Annotated in this window: 19 protein-coding genes and 1 pseudogene; 9 read left to right on the top strand and 11 right to left on the bottom strand. The window is 60.0% G+C overall.

The window, feature by feature from the left end; genetic code table 11:
• Positions 1–14 precede the first annotated feature (14 nt).
• Positions 15–2,804 carry a winged helix-turn-helix domain-containing protein gene (locus CFII68_RS10670; protein ID WP_018609168.1) on the top strand — a complete coding sequence of 930 codons (2,790 nt, stop codon included), beginning with the start codon at positions 15–17 and terminating at the stop codon, positions 2,802–2,804.
• On the opposite strand, the gene CFII68_RS10675 is transcribed toward CFII68_RS10670, so the two are convergent.
• A complete protein-coding gene (locus CFII68_RS10675; RefSeq protein ID WP_018609166.1) occupies positions 2,766–4,256 on the bottom strand; it encodes a winged helix-turn-helix domain-containing protein in 1,491 nt (496 codons plus the stop codon). The two genes, CFII68_RS10670 and CFII68_RS10675, sit on opposite strands and share 39 nt — an antisense overlap.
• Positions 4,257–4,439: 183 nt before the next feature.
• Positions 4,440–5,390 (bottom strand): GlxA family transcriptional regulator, encoded by a 951-nt coding sequence (locus tag CFII68_RS10680; RefSeq protein ID WP_033062719.1) that lies wholly within the window; start codon positions 5,388–5,390, stop codon positions 4,440–4,442.
• A gap of 332 nt (positions 5,391–5,722) precedes the next feature.
• On the opposite strand from CFII68_RS10680, the gene CFII68_RS10685 reads away from it, so the two are divergent.
• Positions 5,723–6,445, top strand: coding sequence for a pirin family protein (locus CFII68_RS10685; RefSeq protein ID WP_018609161.1), 723 nt, complete (start codon positions 5,723–5,725; stop codon positions 6,443–6,445).
• 465 nt (positions 6,446–6,910) lie between these two features.
• Positions 6,911–7,312 (top strand): hypothetical protein, encoded by a 402-nt coding sequence (locus tag CFII68_RS10690; protein WP_018609159.1) that lies wholly within the window; start codon positions 6,911–6,913, stop codon positions 7,310–7,312.
• A 479-nt stretch (positions 7,313–7,791) separates the two neighbouring features.
• Here CFII68_RS10690 and CFII68_RS10700 read toward each other — a convergent pair whose 3' ends face one another.
• Positions 7,792–8,835, bottom strand: a complete 1,044-nt coding sequence (locus CFII68_RS10700) for a GlxA family transcriptional regulator (RefSeq protein WP_018609153.1) — start codon at positions 8,833–8,835, stop codon at positions 7,792–7,794.
• A 293-nt stretch (positions 8,836–9,128) separates the two neighbouring features.
• On the opposite strand from CFII68_RS10700, the pseudogene CFII68_RS28245 reads away from it, so the two are divergent.
• The 4 genes and pseudogenes from CFII68_RS28245 to CFII68_RS10720 all read left to right on the top strand — a co-directional run.
• Positions 9,129–10,211, top strand: a pseudogene (locus CFII68_RS28245) (cache domain-containing protein); the annotation flags it as partial.
• A 6-nt stretch (positions 10,212–10,217) separates the two neighbouring features.
• The gene (locus CFII68_RS28240; protein WP_371103548.1) at positions 10,218–11,072 is read left to right on the top strand and encodes a methyl-accepting chemotaxis protein; all 855 of its coding nucleotides are present in this window, start codon (positions 10,218–10,220) and stop codon (positions 11,070–11,072) included.
• Between the two features lie 681 nt (positions 11,073–11,753).
• Entirely contained in the window at positions 11,754–12,017 is a 264-nt protein-coding gene (locus CFII68_RS10715; RefSeq protein WP_003203536.1) for a hypothetical protein, read from the top strand.
• Between the two features lie 229 nt (positions 12,018–12,246).
• Positions 12,247–14,268 carry a DKNYY domain-containing protein gene (locus CFII68_RS10720; RefSeq protein ID WP_018609146.1) on the top strand — a complete coding sequence of 674 codons (2,022 nt, stop codon included), beginning with the start codon at positions 12,247–12,249 and terminating at the stop codon, positions 14,266–14,268.
• Here CFII68_RS10720 and CFII68_RS10725 read toward each other — a convergent pair.
• Positions 14,265–15,305 carry a zinc-dependent alcohol dehydrogenase family protein gene (locus CFII68_RS10725; RefSeq protein ID WP_018609144.1) on the bottom strand — a complete coding sequence of 347 codons (1,041 nt, stop codon included), beginning with the start codon at positions 15,303–15,305 and terminating at the stop codon, positions 14,265–14,267. The two genes, CFII68_RS10720 and CFII68_RS10725, sit on opposite strands and share 4 nt — an antisense overlap.
• Positions 15,306–15,730: 425 nt before the next feature.
• Here CFII68_RS10725 and CFII68_RS10730 point away from each other — a divergent pair, with 425 nt between their 5' ends.
• Positions 15,731–17,170, top strand: coding sequence for a hypothetical protein (locus CFII68_RS10730; protein WP_018609142.1), 1,440 nt, complete (start codon positions 15,731–15,733; stop codon positions 17,168–17,170).
• Positions 17,171–17,269: 99 nt separating this feature from the next.
• On the opposite strand, the gene arsJ is transcribed toward CFII68_RS10730, so the two are convergent.
• The 7 genes from arsJ to CFII68_RS10755 form a co-directional block, all read right to left on the bottom strand.
• Positions 17,270–18,490 (bottom strand): organoarsenical effux MFS transporter ArsJ, encoded by a 1,221-nt coding sequence (arsJ, locus tag CFII68_RS10735; RefSeq protein ID WP_018609140.1) that lies wholly within the window; start codon positions 18,488–18,490, stop codon positions 17,270–17,272.
• Between the two features lie 9 nt (positions 18,491–18,499).
• Complete coding sequence (locus tag CFII68_RS10740) at positions 18,500–19,504, bottom strand: ArsJ-associated glyceraldehyde-3-phosphate dehydrogenase (protein WP_018609138.1); 1,005 nt, start codon at positions 19,502–19,504, stop codon at positions 18,500–18,502.
• A gap of 74 nt (positions 19,505–19,578) precedes the next feature.
• Complete coding sequence (gene arsH, locus CFII68_RS10745; RefSeq protein WP_014337583.1) at positions 19,579–20,295, bottom strand: arsenical resistance protein ArsH; 717 nt, start codon at positions 20,293–20,295, stop codon at positions 19,579–19,581.
• A gap of 47 nt (positions 20,296–20,342) precedes the next feature.
• Positions 20,343–20,714 (bottom strand): metalloregulator ArsR/SmtB family transcription factor, encoded by a 372-nt coding sequence (locus CFII68_RS26920; RefSeq protein WP_018609136.1) that lies wholly within the window; start codon positions 20,712–20,714, stop codon positions 20,343–20,345.
• A 132-nt stretch (positions 20,715–20,846) separates the two neighbouring features.
• Positions 20,847–21,905 (bottom strand): NAD(P)/FAD-dependent oxidoreductase, encoded by a 1,059-nt coding sequence (locus CFII68_RS0126075; RefSeq protein ID WP_033062717.1) that lies wholly within the window; start codon positions 21,903–21,905, stop codon positions 20,847–20,849.
• A 37-nt stretch (positions 21,906–21,942) separates the two neighbouring features.
• Entirely contained in the window at positions 21,943–22,290 is a 348-nt protein-coding gene (locus CFII68_RS10750; protein ID WP_018609130.1) for a helix-turn-helix transcriptional regulator, read from the bottom strand.
• 93 nt (positions 22,291–22,383) lie between these two features.
• Entirely contained in the window at positions 22,384–22,827 is a 444-nt protein-coding gene (locus CFII68_RS10755) for a tautomerase family protein (RefSeq protein WP_018609128.1), read from the bottom strand.
• A gap of 95 nt (positions 22,828–22,922) precedes the next feature.
• Here CFII68_RS10755 and CFII68_RS10760 point away from each other — a divergent pair, with 95 nt between their 5' ends.
• Positions 22,923–23,885, top strand: a complete 963-nt coding sequence (locus CFII68_RS10760) for a GlxA family transcriptional regulator (RefSeq protein ID WP_018609127.1) — start codon at positions 22,923–22,925, stop codon at positions 23,883–23,885.
• Positions 23,886–24,035: the final 150 nt, after the last annotated feature.

Here is a 24,035-nt window from a genome sequence, read left to right as displayed (position 1 = left end):
ACATTGAGAGCAACATGAGCCAATTCCTCAGCCTGCCCGTCGAACAGACGGTGCATTTCGGTCCTTACCGGGTCCATCCTCGCCAGCGCCTGGTGCTCGAGGGTGGGCAACCGTTGCGCCTGGGCAGGCGGGCCGTGGAGATTCTGCTGGTGTTGCTCGAACAGGCTGGCGAGGTGGTGAGCAAGCAGCAACTGATCGCCCGGGTCTGGCCCAGGAGCGTGGTGGAAGACACCAACCTGCGCGTGCACGTCGCGGCACTGCGCAAGGCCCTCGGGGATGGCCAGGCCGGGCAGCGCTACATCGTCACCGTGGCGCAGCGCGGCTACAGCTTTGTCGCGCCGCTGTCATTCGAACCGCTCGACCAATGGGCGCACATCCCTCATCCGTCTTTGACGCGCAACCTGCCGCTGCAGCGCACGCGCCTGATCGGACGCCAGGCCCTGGTGGAAAACCTGGTGACCCAGCTACCGCGAAAACGCTTCATTACCCTGGTCGGCACCGGCGGCATCGGCAAGACCACCGTTGCCCTGCGGGTCGCGGAACGGCTGATCGGCCATTACCGTGACGGCACCCATCTGCTGGACCTGGCGTCGCTCAACGATGCGGCCATGATCGCCCCCAACCTCTGCGCATTGCTCGACCTGCCACTGCAGGACGGCGATCCACTGGACGCCATCGCCCGGCAGCTCAGGGAGCGGCATCTGCTGCTGGTGATCGACAACTGCGAGCACCTGATCGACGCCATCGCCCAGCTCAGCGAAACCCTGCTACGCGGCGCCCCTCACCTGCACATCCTGGCCACCAGTCGCGAAGGCCTGCGCGCCGAAGGCGAACACGTGCAACGCCTGGACGCCCTGGCGTTCCCGCCTCGGGAGATGCCCATCGAGGGCTATCCCGCCCTGCAATACCCGGCGTTGCAACTGTTTGCCGAACGGGCGATGGCCAGCCGTGACGACTTCGCACTGACCGATCGCGAGGTGCCGTTGGTGATCGACATCTGCCAGCGGCTGGATGGCATTCCCCTGGCCATCGAACTGGCCGCTGGACAACTCGGCCGCTTCACCCTGGAGGAACTTCACCGGCAACTGCAAGACAACGTCGCCCTGCTTCACAACGACACCGACGCCGCACCGCGCCAGCAAACCCTGCGCGCCACGCTGGACTGGAGCTTCGCCTTGCTCACGGCCTGCGAGCAGACCTGCCTGCGGCGACTGGCGGTGTTCATGGGCAGTTTCAACCTGGCCTCGGCCGCCGCGGTGATCGTCGGCCAGCATGTCGCGCCCGAGCAGGTGCTGGTGTCGGTCAGCCAGTTGGTCGCCAAATCGTTGCTCAATGTAGAGATCGGCGATGAAGAGGTGCGCTATCGCCTGCTGGACACCACCCGCCGCTATGCCTTGGAGCAACTGGCCGAGGCCGGGGAACTGGCGGCCAGCCAGGAACGCCACGCCGAGCGCTGCCTGGCGCTCATGGGGCAAGCGGAAAGCGATTGGGAAAACACCCCCACCCGACTGTGGATCGCCCGCTACGCCGACTATCGCGACGACATCCGCGCGGCGCTCGACCGAGGCTTGGGCCCGCAAGGTTCACACGCCGTCGCGATCCGCCTGACCGCCCGTACCCTGCCCCTCTGGCAGGAGCTGTCGCTGCTCAAGGAACACGGCCTCTACGTCAACAAAGCGCTGCGATTGTTGCGGGCCAGTCCCGCGCCATGCCCGCGCTTGACCCTGGCCCTGGAACTGGCCCACGCCAGTTTCAACTACCACACCGAGGGCGGCACACCGGCCACTGTTCGCGCCTTCGCCACGGCCCGGCAACTGGCCCGGCAATGCCAGGACCTGGCCGGCGAGCTGCGGGCCGTGTCCGGACAAATGACCGTCGACCTCAGTTGCGGTGACTACCAACAGGCCCTGGCACACAGCCGGGATTTCGACCGATTGGGCTTGCAGGGCGACCCGACCCTGTCCTTGAGCACCCAACGCCTGCGGGTGCTGGCGTTGCACTTCACCGGCGACCAGGGCGCGGCGCGGCGCGAAGCCGAACAGGTGATCCAGCGCCTGGCCCAGAGCGGTCACCTCAGCCGCTTCAGCCACGGCTTCGGCGTGCAATACGATCAGAGCGTGGCCGCGCTGACGGTTCTGGCGCGCATCCTCTGGCTGCAAGGTTTTGCCGAGAAAGCCCGGCGCACCGCCAACCTGGCGTTGCAGATCGCCGTGCAGATCAACCACGGCATTTCGATCTGCTACACCTTGGCGCTGACCGGTTGCGTGATCGCCCACTACACCGGCGATCATCCGACCGCCCGAGAAAGGCTCGACCTGCTGAAGCAGCAAGCCAAGAAACACTCGGTGATGCTGTTCCATGACTGGGCTTGCCATTACGACCGCGCATTCGACGGCCTGCCCCTGGCAACGCGCCCGACAAACGGCTTGATCCAGGACATCGCCGTCACCCTGCGCAGCGACGTCGTCAGCCCGGCGCAAATCGATCGGGCGCGCAGTGGCGCCGCGGGCTGGTGTTCGGCGGAGATCCTGCGGGCCGATGCCGAGACCTTGCTGGCCCGCAACGAACCGTCTCTTGAAGAAGCAGCCGAAGCGCAACTGCTGGCCGCCCTGGGCATCGCCCGTCGTCACCAGGCCCTGGCCTGGGAACTGCGCAGCGCCACGTCCCTGGCCCGTTTGTGGCAGCGCCAAGGGCAAGCGCATGCCGCGCAGGCACTGCTCGGCCCCGTCTATCGACGCTTCACCGAAGGTTTCGAGACCCCCGACCTATTGGAAGCCGGCGCGTTGCTCCAGGCGTTGACTTGACGATTGCGGCCGTGAACGCCGGACTCCCCAAGCACCTTGCAGCACGTAACGCCGATGAAACACAGGCCACTGACCACTGCGCCGCAGTTTGTCCATGGCATAGGTGCGAGTGGTGTGGAGCAGGTAGAAGCGAACCCCTTCGGCACGCGGCTCGACCATCAGCAGCGACACGCTCGCCAGCCGCGACAGCAGCGGGGGCAATTGTCCGACACTCAGTTCAGCGCAACTGATCACGGCCAGCGCCGCCTTGAGCGAAAACGGCCCTTCGAACACCGCCAGGCGCTGGAATGCGGTTTGTTCGTCAGCGCTCAACCGCTCGAAACTCGAGTCCAGCACCGCCTCCAGGCTGCGATGCCGAGCCACCGCCGTACGCCGTCCGTGGCTCAAGAGTGATAAACCGTGATCCAGTTGTTCCAGGACCCCGGCCACCCCCAACGCATCGACCTGGGCCGCCGCCAATTCCAACGCCAGCGGCAATCCGTCCAGGCGCTGGCAGATCTGTGCAAGGGTCGGCCAGTCGCGGCCACCCGGTTTGAATCCCTGTTGTCGGGCGCCCACCCGCTCGATCAGCAACTGCACCGCCGGGCATGCCTCGATCTGGTGCTCGGGTTCCAGGGGCGACGCCACGGCCAGGCCCGGCAGTGACACAATCCTTTCGTCCGGCAAGTCCAAGGGTTCGCGACTGCTGAGCAGCAGCGACACCCCGGGCGCCGCCGCAGCCAGTGTCTGGACCAGTTCCCGACAGGCATCGAGCATGTGCTCGCAGCCGTCGAGCACCAGCAACATCCGACAGGGTTCGAGGACGCGGCCCAAAGCCCCCTGCTCCACGCCCAGCACACCGGCCACTTGCGCCACTACTTGTGAGGGATCGCTGACGGCCGCCAGGTCAACGAACCAGGCACCGTCCTCAAAGTGTTCGAGCAGCAGCTCCGCCACCCGCACCACCACGGTGGTCTTGCCGACCCCGCCGGGGCCGGTCACTGTGGTCAGCGACTGACGGGGCACTTGCACCAGTAACCGCCCCAGGACGTGGTCGCGACCCACCACCGGGCTCAAGCGCATGGGCAGGTTGTGCCGTTCGGTTTGGGGACTGAAAGGTGACCCAACGCGCTCTTGCACCGCCAGGGGCACCGCAAGGCAATAGCCTTGCCGAGGATGATTGAGGATATAGCGAGCGCCATCGCGCCCGTCACCGAAGGCCCGCCGCAGCGCCGCGATGTGCACCCGCAGGTTGATGGCCTCCACGACGCTGTCCGGCCAGACGTGGGCGATAAGTGTTTGCTTGCTGACGTAGTGGCCGGCGTGCTCCACCAGCACCTGCAGGACATCCAGGGCACGGCCGCCCAGCGCGAGGGGCTGGCCGTCACGGGTGACCAGCCGCTGCTGCCGGCAGAAGGCAAACGGACCGAAGCCCACCGCCGGCTCGCTATCGGGTTTGACGAAACTGTTCATGGGCGATCCAGCGCCGGATAACCGGTGCGGGCGTCAGCGTGCGGATTACCGAACACGTCTGCCCTGGCTCCTGCGCATCCTTTCCAAAGGGTTCGTCGTTATCTTGGCAGGCACAGGCTTCAGGACAATGCTGGCACAGGGAGCGCCACGGACATCACGGTGCCCTGGACGGACACCGATGGCTCAACTGAACTGCTGGCGATACTGCACCGGGGTCAGACCGAGCTTCTCACTGAACAAAAATCGCATATGCCGCACACTGCCGAAGCCACTGCGAAACGCCACGGTCTTGAGCGGCAGGTCGGTGGTTTCCAGCAACTGACGCGCCCGGTCGATGCGCGCGCCTTGCAGGAACTCCATGGGCGTCATCTTCACTTCACGGGCGAAGACCCGGGCGAAATGCCGCGAACTCATGGCGGCCAACGCGGCCATGCGCTCGATGGTGAAGGGTTCTTCCAGATGTTTCATCACATGATTCTGCACCCGGGTAATGGCCGATTCCTGCGTCGACACCGCCACCACCGAGGGGCTGAACTGCGCCTGTCCGCCCTGGCGTTTCATCACCACCAGCAGCACCTTGGCCACGTCCAACGCGACTTTACGGCCGTGGTCCTGAGCGACGATGGACAGCGCCAGGTCGATCCCGGCGGTGACACCACCGGAGGTGATCAGGCGCCGGTCCTGCAGGAAGATCTTGTCGGTTTCCACCAGGGCCTTGGGGAAACGTTGGATCAGGCGTTCGGTGTAATGCCAGTGAGTGGTGACGCGATAACCGTCGAGCAAGCCCGCCTCACCGAGCACAAAGGCCCCGGTGCAGATGGAGCCGTAGCGCGTAGCCCGTTGCGCCGCCGCCCGCAACCAGGTGTGCAGCCCCGGATGCTGGTCGTTATAGGCCCCCGGCCCGCCCGGTACCAGCAACACGTCATAGGCCGCCCATGCCTGGTCGATATGGATATCGGCCTGCACCACCACGCCATTGGACGCCCGCAACGCCCCGCGCTCGGTCCCCAGGGTCAGCAGTTGATAACGCAGATCCCCTGCGAGGTAACGATTGGCGATGGAAAACACCTCAAGGGGCCCGGCCATGTCGAGCAGCAAGAAATCCGGGAACAGCACCATTGCAACGGTTTTCATCGGGAAAGACGCCAAAAAATCCAGGGAAACGGCAGGCAGCAGATGATCCCATGTGGGAGCGGGCTTGCTCGCGAAAGCAGTGTGTCAGTCGATGAGAATATTGCTTGTTACGCCGCTTTCGCGAGCAAGCCCGCTCCCACAGGTTCATCGTCAGGCTAACGATCAGCATTATGTCGAAGCGAAGCATCTGCCGGTAGGGCTCTCTATTGTCCACCCAAAGCGGACAGTCTTTCGTTTTCCACCTGCTTATTGAACATCTGGATAACCATTAACCTTCTTCTGAACCCGGCGAACGGCCCAGCCGTCGCCCACAGACATCAGGAGAATTGATCATGCTGACCCTTCGCAAAGCTTCGGACCGCGGCATTGCCCGCCACGGCTGGCTGACCTCGTTCCACACCTTCTCGTTCGCCAGCTACCGCGACCTCAACGAACAGGGCTTCTCCGACCTGCTGGTCATCAACGACGACCGGGTCGCCGCGGCCAAGGGTTTCGGCCAGCATCCGCACCGGGACATGGAGATCTTTTCCTATGTGCTCGAAGGCGCGCTGGAACACAAGGACACCCTGGGCACAGGCTCGGTCATTCGCCCGGGTGACGTGCAGTTGATGAGCGCCGGCAGCGGCGTGGCCCACAGCGAGTTCAACCATAGCGCGGACGAGTCGGTGCACTTCCTGCAGATCTGGATCGTGCCCAACGTCAGCGGCGCCACCCCGCGCTATCAACAGGAACACTTCAGCGCCGAACAAAAACGCGGTCGCCTGCAACTGATCATTTCCCCGGACGGCGCCGCCGGCTCGCTGCAGGTGCGCCAGGACGCCCGGGTCTACGCTGGGCTGTTCGATGGCGAGCAAAGCGCCACCCTGACCCTGGCCGCGGATCGCTATGCCTACGTGCACGTGGCCCGAGGCGCTGTCGAGCTCAACGGCGTGCCGTTACAGGAAGGTGATGGCGTGCGAGTGCGCGAGGAGCAGGTCCTGACCTTCAGTAACGGCCAGGATGCCGAGGTGCTGGTGTTCGATCTGCGGCCGCAGGAGCTGCCACAGATGCCCTGACAGCAGTGCCTGTGACTTCCAATGAAACTGTGGGAGCGGGCTGGCTCGCGAAAGCGGTGTATCAGTCGACGACGCTGTTGGCTATACCGGCCCTTTCGCGAGCAAGCCCGCTCCCACAAGTTCTCATTCGTTTTCCCGCGCAGAAGTATTTACCTATTCGGCGCTGTTCAATACCAGCCGTGGGTGTTCAGGTGAAAAAATCTAAAAAAACCCGGCAATCCGGCGAATTCAAGCTTCACTCTGTGAGGCGCAGCCCAGCGGTGTCGAGGAAAACGTTTACCCACTCGCGCGCCTGTTGCGCATGAACCCTGATCCTCTATAAAGTTCCGCTGGCAATCGGGCTTTCTGACGAACTGTTACCAAGCCGTGCCCGTTGAATTGTTGACTCAATGTTACAAGCCGAGCAAAATGATTTCACTTTGCCACTCCACCCCTTAGCTTCAGCTTTATTTCATGGAAGAAAGCATGAAAACGGTTATATCGATCGCCGTACTTTTCGTAGCGTGCAGCGCCACAGCGGACGTTCAGAAAATCAAATATAACTACGACGATTCGGATGCCGAATATTCCATCGTCTCGTTTGATGAAAACGGTCCTGCCATTCATGCCACTGTACGAAGAGCGGGGGCTTATTTCACCAGCTATACGAAATTGGAGCTCGACTGCGCCAACCACAATGTCCGTCACACGGGCATGTACAACAGCGTTGAGGCCTTGGAAAACGTTCAGTTTGACGAAATGCAGGGACGAATCGTCGAGGGCACGGTGGCCGATGAAGTAGGGAAAGTGCTCTGCAACGGCTCCACCTTGACCGCCTCGCAGTCCGATGAACTGCCTGCCGAAGTACAACCAGACGACAAGAGCTGATCCCGACATCGCTAGTCTGCGGCGTCGTCTTTCGCCCCCGTGCGAAAGCCACTACTAGAGCAAAACGCTCTGACATGGATGTCTTCGTATTTGATGGCGAGGCCTTGCAACCACTCGCCAGCAAATACTGCAAGACCCTTTTATTTCTGCACAGACGGAAAAAAGGCAACCTGACCCGATAACCTGAAGCGCCTGCCTACTTTTGGCGGGTGGGGAAGATTCATGCACGCAAAAAAGATATTCGAACTGCTGATGTCGCTGTTGGCCTACGCTGTTGTCTCACTGCTTTGGTTCGCGTATGCCGTTCCAGACATGATCGAGCAAGACTCAGACCTCCTACTGATCATGGCTGCGACCGGGTCGATCATTTGGATGTGTGCCACAGGTTGTATCGTTCTGTACATGATCCAGAAGGTCCGAGCGACCTGATCGAGAGATCGAGCCGCTCGCCGCACGGAAAAGCGCGTAACCCCCAGGCCTCACCGCAGCGCGTGTTTTCGCTCAAGCTTGGAACGATAACTGCCCGGTGGAACGCCGAAAAATTCCCGGAAACGCCGCTGGAAGTGCGGGGAGCTGACGAAGCCTGTCGCCACGGCGATTTCGGTCACGGATCGATTGGTTTGCTGGATGAGCTGGCGGGCACGCGTCAAGCGCAGCTCCAGGTAATAGCGGGTGGGGGTCGCACCGAGAAAGCTGCAGAACCGCCGCTCCAATTGCCGCTTGGAAATCTTCACGCACGCCGCCAGCTCATCGATGGTCAACGGCTCTTCTACGTTTTGCCACATCAGCTCCAACGCCAGCTTGAGGCTTTCCGGCAACGTCGGGTCGGTCTCGACGAAAACCGGCGGCAAATCCGAAGCATCATCGCCTGACTCGTCACAGCGAAGAATTTCCTCGATGGCGCCCACCAGTGCCGCCCCGCCCGTCTGGCGAATCAACTGGAGCATCATGCGCAGCGAGCTATTGGCGCCCGCGCAACTGACTCGCTCCCGGTCAACCACATAGGCCCGGCTGGACACTTTCACGTGGGGAAACACCTCCACCATCATGGCGCGGCTTTCCGGGTGGACAGCGCATTCGAAACCGTCCAGCAGATTGGCATCGGCCACAAAGAAGGCGCCGTTCCACAGCCCTCCCAGGATCGCCCCGCACGCCGCATTGGCGCGTAGCTTGCGCCGCAGCAAGGGGTGGCCTTGCAACTTCACGCGAAAGCCCCCGGCGACAATCAGCACGTCCTGGTTCTCCGGCATCTGCGCCAGTTCGATGTCGGTCGAGATGACAATGCCCAGGTCGCTCGTCACCTGCCCTCCTGAAACCCCCACCGTCAGCACTTCATAGAGGGGCATGTCGCTCATCAGGTTGGCCGTCACCAGCGCGTCCACCGCACCGGTGAAAGACATCATCGAGAAGTTGTCCATCAATACAAACGCAACGCGGATCGGCGCCTGACTGGCGGGTGCCGATCCGAGTGGCCGATAAGCCATGTTCTTGTTTTTGAGTACGCTCTCGAATGCGCTTGGCATAGGGCCTCGTTAATACATCAAAGACGATGAGGATTGGCTGTACGTAGGTGCCTTGAGCCGCAGGGCGAAGACGAAGGGCAAACCACGCTATCTTCCAGGCTAATCAAGCCGGCTGCAGTCGCGCCTGCGTCGTCTACCGATCGGTCCGCGCCATGATGGAAAGCCTCAAGTGCCTACGACTTTGGTCGATACACTGACAGTAGGCATGGGCGCTTTTCCCTTCCAGAGACTCGCAACGCCAACCACTGCTGTTTCCGCCGTTCCAACACTTAAAATATTCCGCGGGAGAAGTCATGAATATCAAACAGAAGCTGACATGGGCGTTCGCGGCCATTGCCTGCCTTCCGGTTATCCTGGTGGCGGTGCTTGTCGTGCTGAACCTGCGCGACGCCGCAAAAGCCAACTTCCTGGACAGCAGCGGCCGTGAAATCCGTCAGATCGACAACGGCATGAAGCAGTTCTTCGATGGCATCAGCCAGAACGTCGAACTCTTCGCCAGGGATCCGCGGGTCATCGCCGCCAAGGGCTTGAAAAACTATTCCAGCGCCGACGCCGCACAAGCCCCCTTCCCTGAGATCAATCAACAGCTTCTGGAGATCTTCGAAAGATTCGCCAAGAGCCATCCGACCACCGCCTATCTTTCCGTGGGCATGGATGACGGCGGCTACGCGAGCTGGCCGGACGATCCCAAAATGGCCAAGTACGATCCGCGCGTGCGCCCATGGTACAAGGCCGCCATGGCCGCACCGGGCACGACTGTGCGTACAGACGCCTATTACTGGGCGCCGGATGATGTGTCGCTGATCGGCACCGTACAAACTGTCGCTGACGCCAGCGGCAAATTGGTAGGTGTTGTTTGCCTGGACGTGTCGCTCAAACAGCTCACCGAACTGGTCAAGAACATCAAGCTGGGCGAAAGCGGCTACCTGATGCTGGTCGAAGCCAACGGCAACGTCCTGGTGGACGCCGCCGATGCCAAGCACAACTTCAAGCCGCTGGCCGACCTGGGCCCCAACTATGCCGCGCTGGCCAAAAGTAGCGATGGCGTGACCCAGATCGAAATCGACGGCGTGCCCTACATGGCCAACGTGGTCAGCTCCAAAGGGTTGGGCTGGCGCTTCATCGGCCTGATCAAACGCGATGAAGTGATGGCCGAGGCTTCGAGCCTGACTTGGCTGATCGCCGCCATTGCTGCCGTGCTGGCCGTGGTGTTCGCTGTGGTGGGTGCCAGTTTCGCCAGCGTCATCGTGCGGCCGATTCGCGGTGTTGCCAACGGCCTGCAGGAAATCGCCGAAGGTGAAGGTGACCTCACCCGCAAACTTTCCGTGCAAGGCAAGGACGAAACGGCCACCTTGGCCGGCTGGTTCAACCAGTTCCTGGGCATGATCGCGCAACTGATGCAGCGCATCGGCAGCGCCTCTTCCGACCTGCAAACTGCCGCAGCCGATACCAGCCACGTGGCCCAGAACATGAACGACGCTGCCGGGCGCCAGCGCCAGGCCGTGGAACTGGTGAGCACCGCGTTCAACGAAATGGTCGCCACCGCCAACGAAGTGGCCCGCTCTTGCAGCCAGGCCGCCTCCAGTGCGGATGAAGGCTATCGCGACGTGCACGATGGCCAGCATCACATCGGCGAAGCCACCGGCAGCGTGATGAAACTGAGCGACGACCTGCAAAAGTCGACCCAGACCATGCAGGCGCTGGAACAAGACAGCAAGAACATCAACACCATCCTCGACACCATTCGCTCGATCGCCGAGCAGACCAACCTGTTGGCCCTCAACGCCGCCATCGAGGCCGCGCGCGCCGGTGATCAGGGACGCGGCTTTGCCGTAGTCGCCGATGAGGTCCGAGCGCTGGCCCGGCGTACCGCCGATTCCACCGGCGAGATCGACAGCCTGCTGGGCAACCTTGCTCGGCGCACCCAGGAAGTCACCCAGCAGATGCAAAGCAGCCTGCAGGTGTCGCAAACCAGCGTGGAACGCATCCAACAGGCCCGCGACAGCTTCGACAAGATCCGTAACTCGGTGGACTCGATTCGCGACCAGAACACCCAGATCGCCACAGCCGCAGAGGAGCAGCACCAGGTAGCCGAAGACATCAACCGGCACATCGCGCAGATCCATGCCGATGCCCAGTTGGTCGAGGAATTCGCCCACTCGGCGCAGACCGGTTCGGGGCGCTTGACCGATATTTCCGGGCAGCTCAAGGGCTTGGTGGGGCGCTTCAAGTTCTAAACCGGGCTTACGTCCACTGAAGATCAAATGTGGGAGCGAGCTTGCTCGCGAATGCGTTGTCACAGCCAATGAATATGCTGGATGTGCCGGCCTCTTCGCGAGCAAGCTCGCTCCCACAGGAATATGCGTTCGATGGAAAACAGGCCGCTTTGGCCAGGAACCAGTAGCCAGATCGCTGAGTATCTGCCAGACCACTACCCTTTCGCTTTGATTGCGTACATGCCACCTGCAATCACCAGACACGCCCCCACCACCGTCCATGTGTCTGGTAGCTCGCGTTTCTCCCGGTTCATGGCGCTCCCAGTCAACTCTGGCCGTTGCGCTCAAGCATCACCCACCACCGGGACTTAAAGTCGAAGTGCCAGGGGACATTCCCCCGCTCACAATTCCAAGAATAGAGCCACTTCAATGAGCCTGACCAAATCCCTGCCAGCGTGCCTGGCACTCAGCTTCGCGTCATTTGCCGCCCATGCAACACCAAGTCCGAGGACGAAGTGCTGCGCACCTCGGTGTTCTGGGACGTGGGCAGCGTCTATTCCGACAAGTGCTACCTGAGCACCACCCAGGGATGCGACGGGGTCGACCTCGGCCAGATCAATAAATCTCAAAAACAGAGGATAACGGCCGATACCCAGGATAAGACCCCGCGACTGGGGCGCAGGACAGAACGGTAGGTCAGTCATGACAGAGATTTATTTGCTGATAGCGCACGGCACGGACCAGGGCGAAGCTTACGTCCTGGGCTGGTTCGACGACCGGAGCAAAGCCCGGGAAGTGGCCGAGCAGAAAGAATGGGAAGCGTACCGCGCCAGCCTGAAGGAGAAACATCCATGGTCCAGCCACAAACCGCTGGCGCCGGACCAGACGGACTATCGCCGCTACTGGATCAAGACCATTTCAAAATTCGAGCATGTGCCGGTGCCAAGGTCCTTTGCGGTTCATTGATCACCACGCATGAATATTCAACGAAACGCGCGTTATCGGTAGCGGTCTAGACGATTAAGCCCATCCGATGAGAGCGTTTTTATGTTGAAATTCCTTGGCGGTACCGTAGGTATCATTTTCCTGATTGGCCTGATCGTGGTGATTGCGCTGTTCAAGTTCATTTTTTGAGCGTGGCGGCGGCGATCATTGGCTTGGTGTTCCACCTCCCTGGAGAGCAGATCGCAATAACATGACAATCACAGGGACGGATAAGGCTGACTGGGAGCCGCTGCAGCTTGAATGGCATCAAGGTTTCGCCTTCGTCGACGGTGTGCTGCTGGGCGACGGGCAAGTACCTGATGTGTACATCATGCTCAACCCCGAAGGTGCACCACCCGGCGAGTTAGCACAATCTGCCAGCGCTGGGCACTATCCGCCCTCGCCCTTGCTTGCCGATCAGCCGGTTTGGCGACATCGACGCAACCCGTGGATCTTGCGCGACGCCCTGCGCGATTACTACCTGCTTCCGGCCTACCGGGAACGCCATGGCTACCACGCGCTGCAGGCCCTGCCGTTTCGTTTCGATAACGGCCTGGAAAGCCTCGGCCACCAGTACTGGCGTGACGCAACCGGCGCCTATTGGTTCGGCGACTACGCGATCAGCCAGATCCCCGAGGCACGGCACGACAGCCTGGCCCTGTTGCCAGCGTCACCAGCCTCGGTGACTTCAGCGTCCGCCCTGTTCAGCGACGGGGTGAATATCTTTTTGCAGGGGCATTTTATCGCCAGCGCCACGGTGCGGGTGCGGTATTGCAACCACCCGTCCTATCGAGTGATCGACGGTCAGGTCTACAAGGGCTTCAAGCCCCTGCACCAGAAGGACGGCACGCCGCTGCCGATCGCAAACCCGGACGACTTCCAGATGCTCGCCCATCGCTGGGGCACCGATGGGCAGTCGATCATCGTGCAAGCGCAGCAAGGTTCGAGCATTTCCTATGAATACTTCTACCGCATCGACAGTGCCGACCTGGCGACCTTCACCGTGCTTAACGAACGCTACGCCAAAGACCGACACCGCGCCTATTACCTGACCGGCAAGAGCATTCGCTACGTTGGCGATTTCCACCTGCTCAAATGCTCGCAGCCAGTGTTTGATGAGTGCGGCCGCGTGGTCAGCGCCAGCGAATACGAGGATGACTATTTTGCCGTGGACGACACGTTCGTCTACGTCGCCGGGACCCGCTTGCGTGAAGCCCATGGCCCGAGCTTTCGCCACTTGGGGTTCGACTATTACCGTGATCACCGGCACGTCTACAGGCGCCAGAAACGCCTTGATGTCGACGTAGAAAGCTTCGTAGTGACCCAGCTCTATCGCAATGACCAGGATTACTCGCCCGTGCTGGTCGGTGACAAGCACGGCCCGCTGGGCTCTGGCGGCATCATCGATGCGGCCATGCAACAGGCCTGGGCGCCTTACTTCGAAGCCCATCCGCAGTTGGAGGGTTATTGGTGGCACCGTTTGCAGGCATTGCCTGAAGCCGCGCAACCGCACACGGAAACGCAGCCGTTACAGGCCATCGGTCTCGGTTTCGAACTGGGCGACCAGGTGTATTTCCATGGACGCGTGATCAACGGGCTGGACGCGGCGAGTTTCAAATTGCTGGACACGCATCTGTGCGGCGACGCCCAGGGTTTGTATCTGATCCCGTTTCATAACGCCGAAACCGAGGTACCCGAACGATTTTCCCAGGAACCCGCGGAGCATTTCCGCTCACTGGGTGCGCCCTACCTGACTGACGGTAAGACCGTGTTCTGTCACCGGATTTTTTACCACCTCCCGGAGCCGATTCGTAAGGCGCAAGCGGCCACGTTCGAGTCCTGCGGGCATGGTTGGGCCAAGGATCGGGATGCGGTGTATTACTACGGCGAGGCGAAAAAGCGGCTACACCCCTCGGATACCCGCATTCTCGGCACCTATGCCATCAGCCCTACCCTGATTCTCTCGGAAGGCAAGCCGCTGGAGGTGGCGTTCGATCCTGAGGAGGTCCGCGTGCCCCATCCCGACTTCCTGCAACTGGGCACGCGCAAGTTGTTCTGCCACCGACGCCCGCTGAGCGCCAAGCGGATCGACCTGGCTACCCTCCAATTCCTGAACGACCGCTACGCCCGAGACCAACATCGAATCTATCACTACGACGGCTATGCAACCCTGACCGAGGTCGACGAAGCGCATTATCGCGAATCCCTCGGCCAGCCGGCGGCGAACGCCTAGAACTGCGTCACGACCGTAACGCCTGCCGTGTCAAACCGATCCATGTTCATGAGCGCATCAATGGATTGTTCGAGGCTGATGGTCTTGCCGACCAGTTTTTCAGGCGCCAGCTTGCCGGACGTGATCATCTCCATCATCGCGCCGTAACGGTGAGCCTGCATGCCATGGCTGCCACAGATCTCCAGCTCGTAGGCAATGACTTTGCTCATCGGAATCGCCGGCGTACTCTGGTCCGCCAGCATCAACCCGACCTGGACATGCCTGCCACGCCGTCTCAGATTATTGATGGAGTTGAAGCAGGTCGTTGGATGACCCAGGGCATCCAGCGAAACGTGAGCGCCACCCTTCGTCATCTCGAGCACCGCCTCGGTCACATCCGGCACCCGGCTTGCGTTGACCGTCGCGACGGCGCCGAGCGACTGGGCAAGCTTGAGTTTATCGTCGCAGATATCGATGGCTATAACGTTCGCCCCGATAGCGTGGGCGATCATCACCGCGGACAGCCCCACACCGCCACAACCATGAACCGCCACCCACTGGCCCGCCGTAATCTTGCCTTGATCGACAACCGCGCGGAACGAGGTGACGAAGCGACAGCCCAGGCTCGCCGCCGTGGCGAAATCCATGTTTTCAGGCAGCGCGACCAGGTTCAAATCCGCCTTGTGGATCCCCACATACTCGGCGAAAGAGCCCCAATGGGTGAAGCCCGGCTGAAACTGGCTGTGGCACACCTGCTGGTTGCCGCTATTGCATTCCGGGCACGCCCCACAGCCACCGACAAAAGGGACGGTAATGCGATCGCCCACCTTCCATCTTGTGACATCTTTACCGACCTCAGCCACGATCCCTGCCAATTCGTGACCGGGCACATGGGGCAGTTGAATATCTGGATCATGACCTTTCCAGCCATGCCAGTCGCTTCGGCATACGCCCGTGCCAAGGACCTGAACCACCACACCGTGACGCTCGGGGGTCGGGTCTTCGACGGTCATCAAACGTGGGGGTTGGGAAAAGGCTTCGTAAACTACGGCTTTCATGAGGATCCCTCTACTTTGGAAAAGCGCTATGCCTGAATCCGATAAGCGGCTTGGGCTCAATCTACTATCAGATGGATTGATCACGCAGCACTGATCCGCCCCCCCTGCCTGACACTCCCATGAAAAACCCAATCTTTTTCAGATTGAGCTGGGCCGTTCCGGCATTCGCTAACGGGCCAAAACATCATGGCTCTATGCCACTTATTTCAGCGCCCACGCTTTCAATCGGGCGGTGTATTCACTACATTGAGCATAACCCTGCTCTGTCGACACGGACTGTCATGACTACCCTATCCCCGATCAGCCCTGCCATTCCCATCCAGATCCCGACTCGCTCTGCCGTCGCGGCATCGCCTGCAACAGTGATAGAGAGTGCTGATGCCCTCCCGGCTCGACCATCGGCAACGGTCAGCCTGGGCAACCCCGTGGCCGATGTCGAATCACAGACCTATTCCCGACTCGGGCAACTGCCCGGCCAGGAGATTGTTCGTGTCTGGGAAAAGACCAGTCAGGATGCCGTCACTCGCGTCATGGGGACCAACCCCAGATCGCTGTCGATAGCCAACCGTTTCCACGGCCTGGGCGCAGCCTTGGTGGAGCAGTTCGCCAAGAGTGGTTCGAGCATTTCCCAGTCAGTGCTCCATACCACCACGGACAGGGCTCACAACGCCGCCGAGATAAAATCCGAACAGGCGCTGCTGCACAATAAAGCCGACAACCTGATCACCCTCAGCATCAAGACCGCCAGTGGCAAGACGGTTACCTTCAGCCTGACCAGCCAGGACGATGGACTTGGCGTTCAGGCCACGGTGGACGGGGGCCCGCTGAGCGAGGATGAACTCAAGGCGATTGGTGTGCTTGGCAGCGCCTTCCAGGCCGCTGTCGACGGGTTGACCGCCGAGCCTCCCAAGCTCGACCTGGGCAAGCTGACGCAGTTCGACTCCAGCGTATTGGCATCCATTGATCTGAACGCCAAGCTCAAGGGCGTGGACGGTGAGGACCTGATCCTTGCCTACCGCGCCGACAGTCAGAGGCGCACCACGCAAATGAGTGGTCCGGATGGCGAATTGAACCTGAGCGTGGATCTGAAGAACAGCGCAATCCTGGGCGATGCCAAGCAACAGGCCAACGCACTGAACAGCTACCTCGCCCAGTTTGAGCGAGTGCAGGAGCGTGGCAGCGCCAAGGTTGCCCTGATGGAGATGTTCAAGGACGCCTTCAGCGCCATGAACAGCCACTATCCACAGGGCGTTACCCCGTCACAGTCACTGACCCGTAACGCGACGGACAAAGGCCTGCTGACTGGGCTGGCAGACTTCGAGGCGTCCATCAAACAAACCAACAACGCGTCCAACCCGATGCGCCCGTCAGAAGTCGATAGCTTTGCTTATACCCTGTCGCAGAAAACTGTCGTTGCAGGTTCCATAATGAGCAATCGCAGCGTCGATCAAGTCCAGCAATCGAGTTTATCGGCCAGTTATCACAAGAGCCTGAAGGGCGGGAAAGCACCTGCGATAGGCAAAACGACCGACTCGCAGAACTATCTCTACGTACAAGTGCATGACGAGGCCCGCAGTTCGGCCAGCCTCGCCTACAAGGACGGCCGACTGAGCAAAGCCTCCGTCACGCAAAGCGCCAGCCAGGACACACGGACACAGAAGTACGTCATGGGCAAAATGATTGAAGAGACGGTGGTGCCGAAACAAGCTTCAGCCAGCCGCAGTCACTTGGTATTGCTGGAATACGCCGCCAAGCAAAGCAAGAAGTCCCAGGATGCGCAGGATCAATCCCTATTGAAGGAAGCGCTCGCTACCCTGCACAACTCGGTGCTGCTGCAGGAAAACCCTTCGGCACTGGTGCGTTGAAAGCAAAAGGCAGTCGACTCGGCCTTCAAGATAAAAGTGGATAGCGCCTTCTACGCCAAGGCGTATCTGAGGGGGCCAACGCCGTCCTGCCTAGCGGCTTCAACTCGCCTCGGCATGCCTGGGTAAAGCGATGGAAATCAAGGCGGCCAGCAACACGAATGCGCTTGATATCCAAAGGCATGCGCCCAATCCAAACACCTGGTAAATCCAGCCAGAGAGCACGGTGCCGATCAAGCGCCCCATGGCGTTCGACATGTAATAAAACCCCACATCCAGCGACACGCCGTCTTCCTTGGCGTAGGACACGATCAGGTAGCTGTGCAGCGACGAATTCACGGCGAACAAAGCACCAAAAACCATCAGTCCACCCAACAGCACCATTTGTGGCGACAGCCCGGTGTCCAGACCGAGCGCAATGGCCGCAGGCAGACCCGCCAGTGCAAGTGCCCACAGAAACGCCGCACGACCATCCGGCACGTGACCTCGTTTCTTTCCAGTGATGTTGGGCGCGAAGGACTGGACGATGCCGTAGCCAATCACCCAGGCAGCCAGGAAGCCACCAACCTTCCAGAAATCCCAGCCGAACACGCTGCTCAGGTACACCGGCAAGGCCACCACGAACCAGACATCACGGGCGCCGAACAGGAACATCCGCGCCGCCGAAAGGATGTTGATCGCCCGGCTCTTGGACAGGATGTCACGAAACCTGGGCTTGGCTTTGGCCTTGCCCAGGTCCTTCTTCAACAGGATCAAGCTACTGATCCAAATCAGCGTCAGGCCACCTGCCATGGCCAGCAACGCGCCTTTGAAACCGAGCAATGCCAGCAAAGCTCCGCCAAGAAAGAAGCCGACACCCTTGAGCGCGTTCTTTGAGCCAGTGAGGATCGCCACCCATTGGTAGAGTTTGCCCTGTTGCCCATCGGGGACCAGAAGTTTGATGGAGCTTTTGGCGCTCATCTTGTTCAGGTCTTTGGCGATCCCGGACAACGCCTGAGCCCCCATCACCCAAGGGATGGTCAGCCAAGCTACCGGCACTGTCAGCATCAACAGCGCCGCCACCTGGAGGCCCAGCCCGATGTTCATGGTTCGGTTCAGGCCCAGCCGGGCGCCGAGGTAACCACCCACCAGGTTGGTGATCACGCCAAAGAGTTCGTAGAACAGAAACAACGCCGCGATTTGCAGCGGGCTGTAGCCCAACGCGTGAAAGTGCAGCACCACCAACATGCGCAAAGCGCCGTCGGTGAGGGTGAAGGCCCAGTAGTTACCCGTCACGAGCAGGTACTGCCGCACTGACGGCGCGAGGGCTGACAACGCTTTCATGGCCGCTCCTCAGACTGCCAGACCGACCATTCTGGCCAGTTCGACCGTGCGGTTGGCATAGCCCCACTCGTTGTCATACCAGGCGTAAAGTTTGACCTGGGTGCCGTTGATGACCATGGTCGACAGCGCATCGATGATCGATGAGCGCGGGTCGGTACGGTAGTCGATGGACACCAGCGGGCGCTCCTCAAAACCGAGGATGTCTTTGAGCTCATTCTCGGCAGCGTCCTTGAGCAACTGATTGACCTCTTCGACGGTGGTGGCCCGTTCGACTTCAAAGACACAATCAGTCAGCGACGCATTGGCCAGCGGCACACGTACGGCGTGACCATTGAGGCGCCCACGCAGCTCCGGGAAGATTTCGGCAATGGCGGTGGCCGAGCCGGTACTGGTTGGAATCAGGCTCATGCCGCTGGCACGCGCACGACGCAGATCCTTGTGTGGCTGATCGAGAATGCTCTGGGTGTTGGTCAGGTCGTGAATGGTGGTGATCGAACCGTGGCGAATGCCCAGCTTTTCATGGATGACTTTCACGACGGGGGCCAGGCAATTAGTGGTGCAAGAGGCAGCGGTGACGATACGGTGCTGCGCCGGGTCGAACAGGTGCTGGTTGACGCCCATGACGACGTTCAACGCACCTTTTTCCTTCACCGGAGCGCACACCACCACACGCTTGACCCCCTGGGCCAGGTAAGCCTGCAGCACTGCGACGGTTTTCATCTTGCCGCTGGCTTCGATCACCAGATCGCAGCCCGACCAATCTGTGTCGGCAATCGCCTTGTTGGCCGTGACTTTGATCCGTTTATTGTCAATGACGACGCTGTCGCCTTCGGCGCGGGCTTCGTTGTTCCAACGGCCATGCACCGAGTCGAAGTTGACCAGGTGAGCATGAGTGGCCGCGTCACCCGCTGGATCGTTGATCTGCACGAATTCGAACTCAGGCCAACTCCAGGCAGCCCGCAGAGCGAGGCGACCGATACGACCAAAACCATTGATGCCAACTTTGATAGTCATGTTGTTGTGCTCTGTATCTGTTGTGAGTGGGCGTTCGACTGGGTGTCGAACGGGCCGATGTATGCGATATGGGGTCAGATAGAACGCTGATTGACACGTTTCATGAGTTCTTGCGCCGATTCCTTGCGCTCGGAATAACGATCAACCAGATAGTCCTGACGGTCGCGAAGCAGCAGCGTGAACTTCACCAACTCCTCCATCACATCCACGACACGGTCGTAGAACGGCGAAGGTTTCATCCGACCGTTATCGTCGAACTCCATGTAGGCCTTCGGCACGGAAGACTGGTTGGGAATGGTGAACATGCGCATCCAACGTCCCAGTACCCGCAGTTGGTTGACCACGTTGAACGACTGCGAACCGCCGCACACCTGCATGACGGCAAGGGTCTTGCCCTGGGTCGGACGTACCGCGCCCATTGCAAGTGGCACCCAATCAATCTGCGCTTTGAACACTGCGCTCATGTTTCCGTGGCGCTCCGGAGAGCACCAGACCTGTCCCTCGGACCACAACACCAAGTCGCGCAGTTCTTTCACACGCGGATGATCGTCGGGCGCGTCATCGGGCAGTGGCAAACCTGACGGATTGAAAATCCGCGTCTCGGCGCCGAGGTGCTCCAGCAACCGAGCAGCCTCCTCCACCAGCAGACGACTGAAGGAACGCTCACGGGTGGATCCGTACAGCAGCAAAATGCGCGGCTTGTGGATGGAGGTCTCTTCGATACCGAGTTTGTCCGCCGAGGGGAGATCAACCAGCTCAGTATCGAGCTGGGGAATAGGGTCATCAAACATCGTCTTTGTCCTGCGCAATTATTCCGAAGGCGTCGTCGAAGGCGTAATCAGGCGGTCTGGCTTTCGCAGCAAACGGCTGCACGCACAGGGCGATCACCCATTCCATCCAGGCGTTTGGCATCAGGGCTTAACCAGTGCTTGTTGCTTTCCAGCGTCGTGGTCAGCACGTGATGAACCCAATCGGGGAGATTCGGGTGCAGTCGGTAATACACCCATTGGCCTTGCCGACGGTCCGACAACAGGCCGCAAGTACGCAACTGCGCCAGGTGCCTGGAGACCTTTGGCTGACTCTGGTTCAACGCGCAGGTCAGCTCGCAAACACAAAGCTCTCCTTCACGAGTGATGAGCAGCATGGTGCGCACGCGAGTGTCATCAGCCAGGCATTTGAAAACAGTGACGGGTGTCAGACGGTCAGCCATATCGATTCTCAGCGGACAGGACACGCGCTTTGCTGGTCATTGTGAAGCCTCGATTCATATACGGTTTTTCGAATATATGGTTTTTCAAATAATAGATAAACCCCTCCCATCGGAAAACTCGAAAGTTGCCTGCTAAACAGGCACATCACGAACAAATCGCATCAAGCTGGGCATGATGTAGGCCGCATCCTGGCCGACACCTCTGAGTGTCGCTGAAGCAAAATTCCGTTGTTTCGGCAGACCGACAAAATACAGCCCAGGCAGGTGCTTCGCCTGCCCGTTACGATGAGCCCAATATTCATCGCTTGGGCATTCCAACCCGCTCAAAAATTTCAGGTTCGGGCGAAATCCTGTAGCAAACACCAAACTATCAACCTCAGTGTGCTGCCCATCAGACCAGATCACGCCGGTTGGGGTTATCGCCTCGAACATCGGCTTACGCTCGAAAAGCCTTTGCTTGAGGGCTCGACGATAGATGCCGTCATCAAGCACCGGCGTACTTTGATCACTCAACCAACGGGTCTTTTCCAACCCTGACCACTTCAACCACGTGTGAAAATCCAGGCCGAGTATCTTTTGCGGAAAAAACCGAATGGGCTCCCTGCTTGCCAGCACGACGTTGCTCACATGGGCCAGTTCATAAGCAATTTGAACAGCCGAGTTTGCAGCACCGACCACAACCACTCGCTGCCCACCAAAGCCATCGGCATTTCGATATTCCGCGCTGTGCAAACTGCGCCCAAGAAAGCCCTGAAGCCCTTGAATATCGGGAATGAAAGGCTGATTGAATCCTCCCGTGCAGACGATCAGCGCCTTGGAGCAAAAGTTTTCCCCATCGTCCGTTTGAAGCTGAAACAGCCCGCGCTCTCTGCGTACATGCTGTACGCGGGTGGACTGACAAACTGGCAATTTGAATGCCTTTGCATAGTCTTCCAGATAGCGCACGACCTCATCACGAAGTGGGTAATGATCAGGTTCCGCCGGGAAGCGCATGCCCGGTAATGACGAGTAAGCCGCTGGAGAAAAAAGCTTCAAACTGTCGTAGTAATTGCGCCAATTCCCTCCCGGAGATCGCTCAGCATCCAGAATCAGGAACCTGAGGTTGTGCTGCTGCAAGTGCCAACCGCACGCTAATCCTGCCTGGCCCGCGCCAATCACGATGACATCCAGGACTTCATTCGTTACATTCATATATGCACACTCATGCACACTACAAGGCAAAAAAATATCAGGACGTACCTGGGCAACAGAACGGGGCCAGGCTTTTCATATGCTCAAGAATGGCTTCGAGGCGTGCCACCACCGCCGGACCATCCACCTCGTAGAACATCTGCCTGCTGACCTTGGTGCCGCGGACGATACCTGCCTCTAACAGCACTTGCAGATGTCGGGAAACAACTGAACGTTCCTGGGGCAACCCTTGGGCAATTTCGGCGATATCGGCGCGCCCCAGTTGCATCACACGCTTGAGCACAGCGACACGCGAAGGCTCGCAAAGTGCCTTGAAGAAAGCGCCATCGAGCGACTCGATGGCGGCGTCAATTGCGCGGGTTCGGTGAAGGATTCGATCAGTCATGCAACCGACTATATGTGCATGCTTATGCACGCGTCAATACTCTGCAATGACACGCCCTCCCCCAGGCAGTGCGCTTTCTGGAAGGCCTACAGCCTAGGGAGCAAGATGTCCGTACCCGGCTGCACGGGTGAAGTCGGCCAGATGCCAAATATCACCGTTCGCCCCCCAAGTACCATCGACCACATCCTGGATCTGTATTGAGGTCAGCAACTGGCGCTGATCCTCCGTTGTCAGGCTCGATTGTATTGCGCAATGCAATTCACGCACGTAGCGCTGGCGCATCGGCGCATCAAGAACGCCGGCAGGCACCTTGACGATGACAATGCATGGAACGGCCCTGGCATGAGGAGCAACGCCTCCGCACAGCCATTCATCGGCCTGAATTTCCTCAATGAGCACCCAGCACAAAGCACGCTGCTGAGGAGCATCGCCCATGTGTTCATTAAGCATTGCCACGTCGCTCACGCTTCGAAGCAGTTGTTGGCGCTGTGGCTGATTGAAAGCGCCCGTAGGCACCTTGATCAAGATGTTTGGCATGGCGAAACCTCACTGTTAACTGGAAGCGCCATTGGGCCAGTTATCTCTCCACGCCATAAGCGACCGATTCGTCTTCTTTCGGGCATAATCGGACAATGTACGATTTCACTGTTCTAGTCTTTCCCGAGTCGTTCGCCTCAAGCGTCGCGGCCACCCTGGACATCCTCGGCACCGCCGCGACACTTGCGCAGCGCCAAGGCCTTGCCGTGCCACGCTGGCGAGTTTGCGGGCCGCAGCCAGGGCTGATTACGCTAGGGCAAGGCATGCAACTGTTGGTCGACGAACTGACGACAGACGTCGAGGACAACTCCTGCTGGGTCATTCCGGGCCTTGGCATCAGCGACCTCGACGCGCTGCTGCAGCGTCTTGAGCAAGACTGGGTACTGCAGACACTGCCAGCGCTGAGGGCACATGTGAATGAAGGCAAGGAGATTGCCGCCTCGTGCTCGGCTGTCTTTCTCCTGCATGCCGCAGGATTGCTGGACGGTCGAAAGGTAACGACCTCCTGGTGGCTCGCCCCTTGGCTGTCGAGCATTGCGCCTGACTGCATTGTCGACCCCAACGTCATGGTGCTTTGCGACCCACCCTTGACGACCGCTGGCGCAGCCTTCGCGCAAACCGACCTGATGCTGCACCTGCTGCGCAGACGCCTGTCGCCGACGCTCGCCGACTATGTGGGCAAGGCTCTTCTACTCGACGGCCGACAGTTGCAATCCCCATTCATCAACCCAGCGATCATGGCCCGGGGCAATACACTGGTCGCCAACCTCACCGCTTACATAGAAGCCTGCCTGCCCCACCCTCCCAGCGTTCCGAGCCTTGCAGCGTACGTCGGCATGTCTGAGCGAACGCTGTCCCGGCACCTTCGAAAAGCAACCGGCCTTTCAACCCAATATTTGATCCAGCGTGTGCAGCTGAACAGGGCCCGCGTGCTACTGGAAACCAGCAGACACTCCGTTGAATCTATCGCCGAGCAGGTGGGATACCAGGATGCCACGGCCCTACGGCGACTTATGCGCCGCCTGTTGAACGCATCCCCAAGACAACTGCGCCAGTAGCTCAAATGAGTACCGCACGAAGCGCATCTACCTCCGCGAGCCTCTGACCAACGTGCTGGAGCTGGACTTTCCTGCTTCCACACCGCAACCGCCAGCCTGCGCGCCGCTGAAGAGCGAGAGCAACCGCACAGTCTGATGACGAGCCCTAGT

It is taken from the genome of Pseudomonas sp. CFII68, assembly GCF_000416195.1.
Lineage (GTDB): Bacteria > Pseudomonadota > Gammaproteobacteria > Pseudomonadales > Pseudomonadaceae > Aquipseudomonas > Aquipseudomonas kilonensis.
The sequence above is the reverse complement of the archived record's forward strand: the minus strand, read 5'-3'. Positions and strand labels throughout refer to the sequence as shown.